Origin of the sequence: Sphingobacterium sp. CZ-2 (genome assembly GCF_004526235.1) — a bacterium.
Lineage (GTDB): Bacteria > Bacteroidota > Bacteroidia > Sphingobacteriales > Sphingobacteriaceae > Sphingobacterium > Sphingobacterium tenebrionis.
The window spans coordinates 378702-391819 of the sequence record NZ_CP038159.1; the positions used below are offsets into that span (position 1 = coordinate 378702).

General features: G+C 41.2%; 14 protein-coding genes. 11 read left to right on the forward strand and 3 right to left on the reverse strand.

What is annotated here, in order from left to right:
* Positions 1–71: 71 nt before the first annotated feature.
* Positions 72–1907: an ABC transporter ATP-binding protein gene (locus E3D81_RS01695; protein ID WP_134776184.1), complete on the reverse strand. Its 1836-nt coding sequence runs from the start codon at positions 1905–1907 to the stop codon at positions 72–74.
* A 55-nt stretch (positions 1908–1962) separates the two neighbouring features.
* On the reverse strand, positions 1963–2526 hold the full coding sequence (locus E3D81_RS01700) for a hypothetical protein (protein WP_134776185.1): 564 nt from the start codon (positions 2524–2526) through the stop codon (positions 1963–1965).
* A 121-nt stretch (positions 2527–2647) separates the two neighbouring features.
* Here E3D81_RS01700 and E3D81_RS01705 point away from each other — a divergent pair, with 121 nt between their 5' ends.
* The gene (locus E3D81_RS01705) at positions 2648–3904 is read left to right on the forward strand and encodes an LVIVD repeat-containing protein (RefSeq protein WP_099367759.1); all 1257 of its coding nucleotides are present in this window, start codon (positions 2648–2650) and stop codon (positions 3902–3904) included.
* Between the two features lies 1 nt (position 3905).
* Positions 3906–4538, forward strand: a complete 633-nt coding sequence (locus E3D81_RS01710) for a hypothetical protein (RefSeq protein WP_134776186.1) — start codon at positions 3906–3908, stop codon at positions 4536–4538.
* Here the strand turns inward: E3D81_RS01710 and E3D81_RS01715 are convergent.
* Entirely contained in the window at positions 4535–5320 is a 786-nt protein-coding gene (locus E3D81_RS01715; RefSeq protein ID WP_099367757.1) for an S-adenosyl-l-methionine hydroxide adenosyltransferase family protein, read from the reverse strand. The genes E3D81_RS01710 and E3D81_RS01715 overlap by 4 nt on opposite strands.
* A 112-nt stretch (positions 5321–5432) precedes the next feature.
* Here E3D81_RS01715 and E3D81_RS01720 point away from each other — a divergent pair, with 112 nt between their 5' ends.
* From E3D81_RS01720 to hisF, 9 genes are read left to right on the forward strand one after another with little or no spacing between them, the layout of a single operon-like run.
* A complete protein-coding gene (locus E3D81_RS01720; protein WP_134776187.1) occupies positions 5433–6407 on the forward strand; it encodes a PhoH family protein in 975 nt (324 codons plus the stop codon).
* Between the two features lie 31 nt (positions 6408–6438).
* Complete coding sequence (locus E3D81_RS01725) at positions 6439–7383, forward strand: phosphoribosylaminoimidazolesuccinocarboxamide synthase (RefSeq protein ID WP_134776188.1); 945 nt, start codon at positions 6439–6441, stop codon at positions 7381–7383.
* A gap of 27 nt (positions 7384–7410) precedes the next feature.
* Positions 7411–7788: an STAS domain-containing protein gene (locus E3D81_RS01730; protein ID WP_099367754.1), complete on the forward strand. Its 378-nt coding sequence runs from the start codon at positions 7411–7413 to the stop codon at positions 7786–7788.
* Positions 7789–7792: 4 nt separating this feature from the next.
* Complete coding sequence (locus E3D81_RS01735) at positions 7793–8704, forward strand: ribonuclease Z (protein WP_134778367.1); 912 nt, start codon at positions 7793–7795, stop codon at positions 8702–8704.
* A gap of 55 nt (positions 8705–8759) precedes the next feature.
* Positions 8760–9812, forward strand: coding sequence for a histidinol-phosphate transaminase (gene hisC, locus E3D81_RS01740; RefSeq protein ID WP_134776189.1), 1053 nt, complete (start codon positions 8760–8762; stop codon positions 9810–9812).
* A 6-nt stretch (positions 9813–9818) separates the two neighbouring features.
* Complete coding sequence (hisB, locus tag E3D81_RS01745; RefSeq protein ID WP_134776190.1) at positions 9819–10958, forward strand: bifunctional histidinol-phosphatase/imidazoleglycerol-phosphate dehydratase HisB; 1140 nt, start codon at positions 9819–9821, stop codon at positions 10956–10958.
* A gap of 38 nt (positions 10959–10996) precedes the next feature.
* Positions 10997–11587 (forward strand): imidazole glycerol phosphate synthase subunit HisH, encoded by a 591-nt coding sequence (gene hisH, locus E3D81_RS01750; protein ID WP_134776191.1) that lies wholly within the window; start codon positions 10997–10999, stop codon positions 11585–11587.
* 16 nt (positions 11588–11603) lie between these two features.
* Entirely contained in the window at positions 11604–12356 is a 753-nt protein-coding gene (locus E3D81_RS01755) for a HisA/HisF-related TIM barrel protein (RefSeq protein ID WP_099367750.1), read from the forward strand.
* A 3-nt stretch (positions 12357–12359) separates the two neighbouring features.
* Positions 12360–13115: an imidazole glycerol phosphate synthase subunit HisF gene (gene hisF / locus E3D81_RS01760; protein WP_134776192.1), complete on the forward strand. Its 756-nt coding sequence runs from the start codon at positions 12360–12362 to the stop codon at positions 13113–13115.
* Positions 13116–13118 lie beyond the last annotated feature (3 nt).

Genomic DNA, 13118 nt, shown 5'->3' on the forward strand with positions numbered 1-13118 from the left:
ATTACATGTTATTGTATAATGGAAACAAGCAATAAGCCAAAATGTTTGTGGGTTTGAGAAATTAACAAAAATTAACTTTCAAAAACTTGAAGAGACTGTAATTGATAGAGATGTTGGTATAATCCCCCGCCTTTATTCATCAATTCCTGATGGGTTCCAACATCGGATATGAAGCCATTTTCTACGACGATAATCATATCAGCGTCCCGTATGGTAGACAATCTATGGGCAATAATCACGGATGTTCTGTTCTTCATCAATTCTTCCAAAGCCAATTGCACCAAACGTTCGGATTCGGAGTCGAGGGAGGAAGTCGCTTCATCCAAGATCAATATGGCTGGGTCTTTCAACAAAGCCCGCGCAATAGCGATTCGCTGCCTTTGTCCACCGGATAATTTAACCCCTCTTTCACCAACAACCGTATCATATCCTTCTGGAAACTCCATGATGAAGTTATGGGCATTGGCCCGCTTTGCTGCTGTGATGATTTCTTCGGCATCAGCTTGAAGGTTTCCATAGCTGATGTTCTCCCGAATCGTTCCTCCGAAAAGAAGTACATCTTGGGGGACCACGGCTACTTGGTTTCGGATATCGGTCAATGCCAATTCTGAAGCAGGGATGCCATCATAGTAAATTGAACCATCAGTAGGTTGGTAAAACTGCAATATGAGCGAAGCAATGGTCGACTTTCCAGTGCCGCTTGGCCCTACAATGGCCAATTTCTTGCCGGCTTGGATCTGGAAAGAAATATCTTTCAAAATTTGAATATCTGGACGTGTCGGATAAGCGAAACGTACATGATCAAAAGCGATGGCACCTGTTAAAGGTTGTTTGATGTTTTTGTCGGTTTCATCCACTTTGATATCTTCCTGATCTTCGTCAAGGATTTCCAATACTCGCTCACTTGCTCCCAAGGACCGTTGGATGCTGGCGTAGAGTTCAGGGAAACTTCCCATCGAACCTGCCACAAACATGGAATATAAGATATACATAGTCAGGTCGCCCACCGAAATCTCATTAATCGAAACCAGAGAGGCACCATACCAAATCACGACGATCGCTGCCCCGAAAATGGCAAAGATGATAAATGATGCAAATAACCCGCGGTAAGTTGCCCCTTTCACGGCAAGATTCACCGCCTTCCCTAATTTGGAAGCATAGCGTTTGGATTCAAAATATTCATTGACGAATGCCTTTACATTGCTGATCCCCAATAAAGTTTCCTGAACGATCGCATTGGAATCTGCCAACTGATCTTGGGATTCTTTGGAAAGTTTGCGGATAAAACGGCCGAAAATAAGTGCTACTACAATGATGATAGGTAGCACACTCAGGTTCATGAGCGCTAATTTTGGAGAAACTAACACCAAAAGGAATACCCCTACGCCCAAACTGATGGTCTGTCTCAAGATTTCAGCCAAGGTGGTTGTCATGGTGTCCTGGATCTGAGAAAGGTCGGCAGAAAGCCTACTGTTCAGTTCACCCACTCTGCGGTTGGCAAAGAAATCAATTGGCAAGGTGATCAACCGGTGATAGGTATCTTTCCGAATGTTGGCAAGTGATTTTTCTGCAATCTCCACAAACAAGCGAATCCGGAAAAAGGAAATCGTAGATTGTACGGCCAGTATCGAAATACTCAGCACACCAATGTACATCACATCGGCAGGGAGCCAATCGAACTTCTGCTTTCCTTGTGCTGCATCAATCATCGCGCCCATCAAGGCCGGAAAGGTAAGCATGGTCAAGCTCGAAAGAATAAGGAATAACATCCCAATAACGAACTTCCATTTGAAAGGTCGGATGTAAGAAAAGATCTTTAAGGCTTTCTTTAGGGTCTCCTTGTTAATTTTCGGCTTCGGTAAATCTTCCGAATGCGAATCTCCACTGTTCAATCTCGGTCTGGCCATGAATTAAAATTATCAAATCGAGCAAAAGTACTCATATATATAGCTCTTCGTATCACTATACAGTCAATTTTTTAGGCTTCTGCTTTAAATAAAGATAAATAACCGAAATTACCAATCCCAAAATGATCACGATGGCGATGAACAATTTATTATCATTCCCTTGATCGCTGTTCTCCAGATTACTGATATCCCCACGGAGCTTGTCATTCTCTTGCTGCAATTTGTTGATGGTTTTCATGTAGGCAGAAACCTGTTGGTCATACTCTGCTGCCAATTTCTGATACCGTTCGCTTTGGGCATCCTTAAGATCCAACAATTTCCGCGTCTCGATAAAGATATGGTTATCATTGATCACGATGTTCCGAAGGATATCGATGGATTTCTGCATGTCGCCTTTGGTTTTAAAAAGACCAAAAACACCTGTCTTTTTGGTCAGCGAACTATCGTAGTCACCAAATTTTGCACTTCGTTCGTTCAACAATTTATTTACTCGAGCACGTTGGGATTCAAAGGTGATGGAATCTGTTTTAAGTGCTGTACTATCCTGTGCCTTAAGAATTGCCGATCCTGAGAAAACCAAGATACAGGCAAATAAAAACTTCAAATAATTATAATTCATTTTTCTTTTCTGTTTGAAGATGTTCCACATGAAAAACATACTTTTTTTAATAAACATTGTAGCAAAATATAATTTTTTAACGTAAGAATTTAAAAAACATGACAACTAATTATTAACCAGCATGAAAAGAACCAACAATTTCATCTCAAGAGGTCTTATAGGCCTTCTTACTGGAATATTATTCCTATCGGTGTCTTGCGATCGCATTACTTATGAGCAAGAGGTGATGGCCAAAGTGGCTGTATTCAAAACAATGGCCGAGATCCGTAAGGAATTTGTCGGCACCAAGGATGGGGTAGAGCTTCAATCTACCGGAAAAATCTATATCTATAAAGATTTTTTGTTGATCAATGAGCCTTTAAAAGGTATTCATTTTTACAACAATTCTAATCCGGCAAAACCGGAGAAGATTACTTTTTTGGCGGTTGAAGGTACTTCGGATTTCGCCATAAAAGATGATGTCTTATATACGGATAACTATGCCGATTTATTACTTTTCGATCTTAAAAACATCGCAAAACCCACGTTGATGAAAAGAGTGGAGGATGTTTTTAAAACGGTGAATACAGTTTGGGGTTGGAAGCCTATGAATGGTACGAAGGTAGTAGCTGGATGGAAGGATTCCCTAGTTACTTATAAAAATACAAGAGAACATACACCTTTTGTAAAATATGATACAAATATCAATTACGATGGGAATTCAGGTGGCACTGGACAAGCTGGGTCACTGGCACGTTTCACCATATCCAAAAACCATCTATACACCGTGGATATTTCCGATTTGAATTGGTTTGATATCAGCAACAAAAATACGGCAACCTATGTGGATAAGATGAGGTTATCGGGTCTATTGGAAACTATTTTCCCCTATAAGGATAATCTGTTCATTGGAACCACGCAAGGTATGCACATCATCAGTCTGGAAAACCCCGCCGCGCCTAAAAAGATATCCACTTTTGCTCACTTTCGCGCTTGCGACCCCGTGGTTGTAAACGACAAATATGCTTTTGTCACCCTGAGGAGTGGTATTGAATGCGGAGGAGGAAGTAATGAATTACAAGTCATCGATATTGCAGACTTGAGCAATCCTAAACTAAAACTTACCCAAGCATTAAAATCTCCTTATGGTTTAGGCTTATCTGGAAATATGGTTTACCTCACAGAAGGAATGAATGGTTTTAGGAGCTTCGCTTTTGAAGAGGGGCAGCAGCTTTCGCTAAAAGAAGTGCAGAATTTGCCAAACATGATGAGTTATGATGTAATTCCTGGTCCGAAATCCATGATTGTCATTGGCCCCAAAAAGATTTGTCAATATGATTATCAAGACAAATCGAATATTAAGGAATTAGGATGTATTAATATAACTCCAGGCTCGTAAGATGAAGAAATTTATAGTTATCCTCGTATTATGTTTCGTAGGAAATAGTTTTTCCTTACATGCCCAAATGGGTAAAAGGACCTATGTAAATCAAACAGAAATTGGTTTGATGAACTATGGATTTATTCCTATTCAAAACAGTTATAGTTTTTTGACCATGCATGGCCTGAAGTTGACCGAATCTTGGGAATTGGGTCTCTCTTCTGGAGTGGAGAAATACACAGCTGATGAATATGAAAAGTTCTGGGTATTACCATTCAATGTTGCTGGTCGATTTATTTTAAATCCCCATAAACGCACCACATTTTATTCGGGATTGGATGCGGGTTATGGCTTCGCCGGGCTAAACTCCACAGCAGATAAAGTCTGGAACAACACAGTAACCGAAAAGGATAGGTCTTTTAAAGGTGGTTTGAGGTTTCATCCACATGTGGGTTGGAGATGGAAAGTAGGTGCAGAAAGAACTTTCATTTCCCTGAGCATAGGCTATCAATTCCAACAGATAAAACTTGAAAGATCAAAGTTAAGACCTGTTTTTGATGGATTTCTAAATAATAATCTAGATAATTATTATCACGAGCGGGTCACCTATAATATGGGTAGAGCCGTTGTGAAAGTCGGCATGGGATTCTAATGGTCAAAAAACTCGACCAAAATGGTTTCATCCTGATATAAGCCCAACAATTGACTGGCATTACCTTTATTAATAGCTATTTCCAAGAAATTACTGATCCCAAAAAGACAGAGTTTCTCCCCTTCAGATACCTCATTGTAATGCCAGCTCAATTTTGAAATCGTCTCATTTCTTTTAAATCTCAAAACGAAATCCCTTCCATTTTGGATCTTATTGAACAATTCCTTACTGATATTACTGATGACATTTCCAAAGGAATCAATAAACGTTACATGACCTTTGATGCTGTTCTGATTATAAACAGGTTGAAACAAAACCTTTTGTACAGGGTTTTCGATCGGGAAACCGATATCAGAAAATTTGCCTCCGTTAGCAATATGGCAGGCTGCTTTGGTCAAAATATCCGCTAAGGGAAAGTGCAGATACCTCAAATCCTGCATAATATTGATCTCGATCATTTCCGTAGGACGATCTTCCCCCAGAATGATACTGAAAATCCCATTATCCGCGCCAACAAAATATTGCCCTTTGTAAGACATGGCCAAATAGCGAGAATCCTCCTGAAAAACAGTGTCGATACCGATCAGATGAACAGTCTTCGCTGGAAAATAGGGGTAGGCATTATTGATGACAAATGCGGCATGCTGAATGCTGAAAGAAGGGATATCATGGGATATGTCTACCAGACGTACATTCGGCAATTGCGAAATAATACTGCCCTTTAATGCGGCCTGATAAAAATCGCGATGACCTAAGTCTGTGGTTAACGTTATTACTCCCATACTATCCAAATGCCCGTAGCAAAAAATTTAACTGTTGTTTTTGATAAGCGAACTACAAAAATAGAAAAAGTAAATTGTATTTTTGAATCAAGAAAAATTAATCGATTAAAATTTGAGTGAATTAGAAATCAATTTGGACACAGTCAATCTGATAACCCTATGGGGTGCTCAGAATGAGAATCATGAGTTTATCAAACGCGCTTTTCCCAAGTTGCGCTTGGTAGCCAGAGGAAGTCAACTTAAGGTGTTGGGTGAAGAAGGAGAAAGGAACCGCTTTCAGCAGGTATTTGACCAAATTCTTGGCCATGTCAACCAGTTTCAGACACTATCGTTACTTGAGCTCGAGGGACTTTTAAGTTCGGTTACCGACTTAAAAGCACCTGCTGCCGCACCAAAGGATGAGGCGGAGGCAAAAGCTGCTGCGATGAAAGGAGAGCCTATTGTTTATGGCCCTAATGGAATCGTAGTTCGTGCAAGAACGGCAAATCAACGTCGAATGGTCGATAGCATCAACAAGAATGATATCCTGTTTGCGATAGGCCCTGCTGGTACGGGAAAGACCTATACAGCGGTAGCATTAGCGGTCCGCGCCTTAAGAAACAAGGAAATCAAACGCATCATTCTGACGCGTCCTGCCGTAGAAGCGGGAGAAAACCTTGGTTTTTTACCTGGCGACCTTAAAGAGAAGGTGGATCCTTATCTAAGACCTTTATACGATGCGTTGGATGATATGATTCCAGCAGAAAAACTAAAAGGATACCTAGAGAACAGGACCATTGAGGTCGCACCTTTAGCGTTCATGCGGGGTAGGACCTTGGATAATTGTTTTGTGATCCTGGATGAGGCGCAAAATGCGACCGATATGCAGTTGAAGATGTTCCTAACACGTATGGGACCAACAGCAAAATTCATCGTAACTGGCGACATGACCCAAGTGGATCTTCCAAAAAAGACCCAATCTGGTCTGGTGAATGCCGTCAAGATATTAGAAGGAATCGAAGGGATTGATATGATCTACCTGAGTGGGGCAGACGTTGTTCGCCATAAATTGGTGAAACGTATCCTAGAAGCCTATGGCGATATTTAATAGCAATTAAACGCGTGGAAACGCAACAAATATGAGTACAATAAAAGAAACAAATTTCAATTTCAAAAACCAGACGGCATTTTATAGGGGTAAAGTCAGGGATGTCTATACCATTGCAAACGATTACTTGGTGATGGTAGCTTCCGATCGTATTTCAGCATTCGATGTCGTTTTACCTCGTGCAATCCCTTATAAAGGTCAAGTATTGAACCAGATCGCTTCCAAATTCTTAAAGGCTACTGCTGATATCTTGCCGAATTGGGTGGTATCTGTTCCAGATCCGAATGTAACGATCGGGAAAAGCTGTGAGCCTTTTAAAGTAGAAATGGTGATTCGTGGCTATGTATCCGGACATTTATGGCGTACCTACCGTGATGGCGGACGTGAGCTTTGCGGTGAAGTTCTTCCTGAAGGGCTGAAAGAAAATGATAAGCTTCCGGAACCGATCATTACCCCAACCACCAAAGCAGCGGTCGGTCATGATATGGATATCTCCAGAGCTGAAATCATCAGCCAAGGGATTGTCTCTGAAGAAGATTATACCCAATTGGAAAAATATGCAAAAGCGCTTTTTCAAAGAGGAACTGAGATTGCAGCAGAAAGAGGATTAATCTTAGTGGATACCAAATACGAATTTGGAAAACGCGATGGCATCATCTACCTGATCGATGAGATCCATACACCAGATTCTTCCCGTTACTTCTATGCGGATGGTTATGAGGAACGTCAGCAAAATGGCGAACCGCAGAAGCAACTGTCCAAGGAATTTGTAAGACAATGGTTGATCGAAAATGGTTTTCAAGGAAAAGAAGGTCAAGAAGTGCCTGAAATGACAGATACTATTGTAAATTCAATTTCTGAACGCTATATTGAACTTTTTGAACACATCACGGGCGACAAGTTCAAATATCCAGAAAATGGAGATGTTCTGGACCGCGTTGAACGCAATGTGAGCGAAGAATTGGCGAAACTATAATACATTAATCTTAAAAGACTAACATTTATGAAATTTACGGTAGATAAATACGATCGATTTGTGGTGATTGAGCCCCTTCAAGAAAAATTAGATGGAGATGCTGCCGCAAGTTTAAAGGGCGAGTTTATGCTCCGCAATACCGGCGGACAACGAAACATTGTCTTGGATATGAATAAAGTGTTAGAAACAGATGAAACAGGTATCCGTACCGGTTTATTAGCACGTAGATTATGTAAATCTTTGGGAGGTTTATTCATTATCACCAACCTGAATGAAGGAGTTAAACAATATATCAGCTCCTTAGGTTTGGACAGTTACCTGATCATCACCAAAGACGTAGAAAAAGCAAAAGACCTGATCTTCGGAAATGAAATCCGATTGGATTTAAAAGAAGGGCAGGCATAAGATGATTCGATTTGAAGTATTGGTATTGGGTAACAGCTCAGCAACACCCATTTTTGAACGCCATCCTACTTCTCAGGTCATCAATTATAACGAACAATTATTCTTGATCGATTGTGGCGAAGGTACGCAGATGCAACTTTCACGCTATGGTATCAAAAGCAATCGCATCGATCATATTTTTATCTCTCATCTGCATGGAGACCACTATTTAGGTCTTGTAGGCCTGGTGTCCTCCATGCACTTGGTAGGTAGAAAGGCCGATCTCCATATCTATGGGCCTGCACCTTTACAGGAGATTTTGGAATTGCATTTCAAATATTCCGAAACGGTCATCCGGTATAATATCATTTTCCATCCGACAAATCCAGAAAAGGAAGAGTTTATTTTTTCATCCAGGATGATGACCGTAAAATCCTTTCCATTAATCCATCGTATCCCATGCACTGGATTTCGATTTGATGAAGGAAAGCGTTCTGCCAGTATTTTAGCGGAAAAAGTGGAACCCTTGAATATTCCAAAACCCTATTATTCGCTTTTGAAAAAGGGGATAGATTACGTCGATCCTCAGGGCAATGTACATCAAGCGGCGGCATTGACGGTCCCTGGTCCTGCCTCCCGGTCGTATGCCTACTGCTCAGATACCGTAAGGCATCCGATCTATTTACCATCCATCCAAGGAGCTGATCTTTTATATCATGAATCTACTTTTTTGGATGAAATGCGGGACAGAGCCAAAGAAACCTTCCATACCACCTGTTTAGAAGCGGCTGAAATCGCTAAAGAAAGCCAGGTGAAAAAATTGCTCTTGGGCCATTATTCCGCAAGGTATAAAACACTCGGCCCTTTATTGGAAGAAGCCCAGACTGTTTTCCCTAATACCGAGCTATCAATTGAGGGGAAATGGTATTTAGTTTAGCCTTTTTTGTGAATTTTTGCCCATATTTACAGCTAGAAAAAAATAGTCTAAAATAATGTCCTTCAACTTAACCGCCTTATTACGAGAGAACATTAGAAATCTCGTACCATATTCATCCGCAAGGGATGAATTCAAAGGGGAAGCATCTGTTTTTTTGGATGCCAATGAAAACGCTTTTGGCTCCCCGCTTCCTCATGACTATAACCGATATCCTGACCCCCTTCAACATCAAGTAAAACATAAATTATCCAGCATAAAAGGTGTGCCTGCCGAGAACATGTTCTTAGGCAATGGTTCTGACGAAGCAATCGATATTCTCTATCGTGCTTTCTGTACACCAAAAATCGATAATGTGATCCTGGTACCACCTACTTACGGTATGTATGAGGTGTCTGCCAATATCAATGATGTGGAGGTCCGTAAAGTAAACTTGACGGCAGATTATCAATTGGATCTAGATGGTATCGCAGAGGCATTGGACACTCATACCAAACTTATTTTTGTATGCTCGCCCAATAACCCAACCGGTAATAGCATCAATCCATTGGATATTGAAACCCTTTTGGTCAATTTCAAAGGTATTGTCGTGGTGGATGAAGCATACATCAACTACTCCAAACAGAAATCCTTTACCTATTCCTTGCCGGAATTCCCGAACCTGGTTGTTCTACAAACACTTTCCAAAGCTTGGGGATTGGCTGCATTACGATTGGGATTGGCATTTGCGAGTAAAGAAATCATTGCGGTATTCAATAAAATAAAACCACCCTATAACATCAACCAGGCCACCCAAGATCTGGTATTGGAAGCATTGAATAATTATGAGGTGGTGAACGAGTGGATTCGGGAAACCATCAAAGAAAGGGAAACTTTAGTATCCCAATTGGATGCCTTACAGCAGGTTGAAAAGATCACCCCTTCCGATGCCAACTTTATTTTGGTCAAGCTTCAGGATCCTAGATCCCTATATGATTTTCTGGTGGACAAGGGAATCATTGTTCGCGACCGCTCAAAAGTGGCATTATGCGATGGTTGCCTACGTATTACCGTGGGGACAAAGTTGGAAAATGAACGTTTAATAAACGAAATACAAGAGTTTTATAAATAATATCCCATGTCTGACCAATTAATTCGTGTCCTTTTTATCGATAGAGACGGCACATTAATTCAAGAGCCGGCAGATGAGCAGGTAGACTCATTCGCCAAATTGAAATTTTATCCAGGCGCCTTGCAATACTTGCCAAGGATTGCCAAAGAATTGGATTTTGAATTGGTCTTGGTAACTAACCAAGACGGTTTAGGAACTTCTTCCCATCCGGATGAGAATTTTTGGCCTGTCCATCATTTGGTGATGGATACCTTCGCCGGTGAAGGCGTAAATTTTGCCCGCGAGCATGTGGATAGGACCTTCCCGCATGAAAATGCCGATACCCGAAAACCAGGTGTGGGTATGCTGAAGGAGTATTTTGATCCTCAAAAATATGATTTGGCAAACTCCTTTGTGATTGGCGACCGCGTTAATGATGTGAGGTTAGCACAGAATTTAGGCGCGAAAGCCATCTGGCTGCGCAATAACGATGATCTTGGGAAATTGGAAGGCGTGGAAATCAGCAACGATGTGGTTGCATTAGAGACTTCCGATTGGAAAGCAATCTATGAATTCCTAAAATTGGGGACCCGTGTGGCCGAGCATCACCGTAAAACCAATGAAACGGATATCTATATCAAATTGAACCTGGATGGCAGCGGAAAATCGGATATTGATACCAGGCTACCCTTCTTCGATCACATGCTTGACCAATTAGCTCGTCATGGTGCTTTGGACCTTACGATCAAAGCCAAAGGCGATCTGCATATTGATGAACACCATACTATTGAAGATACCGGTATTGCGCTGGGTGAAATCTTCCTGACTGCTCTTGGAAACAAACGCGGCATTGAACGATACGCTTTTACCCTTCCGATGGACGACTGTCTTGCGCAGGTAGCGATAGATTTTGGTGGTCGGAACTGGATTGTCTGGGATGCCGAATTCAAAAGGGAAAAAATTGGAGATATGCCTACGGAGATGTTCTTTCATTTTTTCAAATCCTTTTCGGATGCGTCCAAATCAAACCTGAATGTACAGGCAACGGGAGAAAATGAACACCATAAGATCGAAGCCATCTTTAAAGCCTTCGCCAAAACCATCAAAAAGGCGGTGCGTAGAGATGCTGATAATATGCAGTTGCCAAGCACAAAAGGATTATTGTAAAACTATTTGAAGACCAGTTGGTTATTAAACATAAATAGATGGTTGGAATCGTAAATTATGGTGCTGGGAATATATTCTCCATAACCGCTGCTTTACAGCGCTTGGATATTTCCTACGGCATGATCAATACCAAGGATGATTTTGATCGTTACGATCGGATCATTATCCCTGGGGTTGGGCATGCAGGGGCAGCCATGGATAAATTGAAAGCCTCGGGTTTGGCAGAGGCCATCCCCAAGTTGGAAAAGCCAGTTTTGGGAATATGTGTAGGGATGCAATTGCTGACCGACTTTTCCGAAGAAGGCCATGCCGATCTATTGGGGATTATTCCGGTGAAGACCTTGCATTTTGAAGGTCGAGTAACCGAAAAAGTACCTCATATGGGTTGGAATAGCATAAGCTTCGACCCTTCCTGTCCATTGTTTAAGGATATTGCAAATAATACGTATTTTTATTTTGTACATTCTTATTTTATTGAACATGAGGATAGGTATAACATCGCAACCTGTGATTATGGATTAACCTTTTCAGCAGCGATTGCCAAGAACAATTTTTGGGCAGTTCAGTTTCACCCGGAGAAATCCGGAAAAGCAGGAGAACAGCTCTTACTTAACTTTAGTCATTTTTAATCGAATTTTTGATATTATGTATATTATACCTGCAATTGATGTATTGGACAAACAGGTTGTCCGTTTAAGAGAGGGCAACTACGACGAGGTTACCACTTATCCGATTTCTTTGGAAGAACAGATCGAAAAATACCATGCCAATGGTACAGAGATCGTTCATATCATAGATCTTAATGGAGCCAAAGGTGATTTTAGCAATCAAGCTTATCTATTCGACATCATCAAACGCACTGAAATGAAAGTGCAATATGGTGGTGGTGTCCGTAGTATCGAAAAAGTAAAGGAATTGATCGATGCAGGGGTGTACCGCGTCATCGTAGGTACACAAGCGATAACCAATCCGGCATTTTTGGAAGAACTTTCTGCATTGAACGAAGGCCGGATCAAATACGCTGACCATATCGTCATTGCCATTGATGTACTGGATGAGGTGATCAAATATTCGGGATGGCTAGAAAGCTCCCCAATTAAATTAATGGAATACATTGATAAATGTTTGGCATTAGGATTCTATCGTTTCCTATGTACCGACATCAGTAAGGATGGTAAATTAGGCGGTGCCGGTGTAGAGCTGTACAGCAAACTACTTGGACATTCGCCGATCATAAAACTGATCGGATCAGGAGGCATCAGTTCCATGGCAGATATTGAGGCGCTGAATGATTTGGGTAAAATGGAATCTGTGGTGGTTGGTAAAGCTATCTATGAAAATAGAATCAGCATCGAAGAAATAAAAGACTGGAATCTTAAAGCCTTAATCAGTTTCTAAAACATGTTGGCAAAGCGGATTATTCCCTGTTTAGATGTTAAAGATGGACGCACGGTAAAAGGGGTCAATTTTGTTGACCTTCGAGATGCCGGTGATCCAGTTGAATTGGCTTGGCAATATTCACAGCAAGGAGCAGATGAACTGGTCTTCTTGGATATTACCGCTACACATGAACATCGTAAAACTACGGTAGACTTAGTGAAAGCAGTAGCTAGTCAGATCAATATTCCCTTTACCATTGGTGGTGGAATCAATGAATTAGCGGATGCGGATGTCCTGTTGAATGCGGGTGCAGACAAGATTTCCATCAATTCGGCTGCTGTTCGAAACCCAAAACTATTGGAAGAACTGGCCAATGCTTTTGGTGTTCAATTTGTTGTATTAGCGGTGGATACCCGCTTCGTGAATGGAAAGAACTATGTACACCTGAGAGGTGGCAGGGATATAACAGATCTGGAGACCGAGCAATGGGTAAAAGAAGCAGAGGATAGGGGAGCTGGTGAGATTTTATTGACATCCATGGACCATGATGGTACCAAGAATGGGTTTGATAATAACTTATTGAAAAAAATAAATGACAGTATCCACATTCCATTGATTGCGTCTGGCGGTGCAGGAAACCAACAGCATTTTGTCGATGTATTCCAAGAAGCCGGAGTCGATGCAGCTTTGGCAGCTTCAGTATTTCATTATGGCGAAATATTGATTCCAGAATTAAAAAATACACTGCAGAACCAAGGGATTCCTGTTCGGTTCTGATAT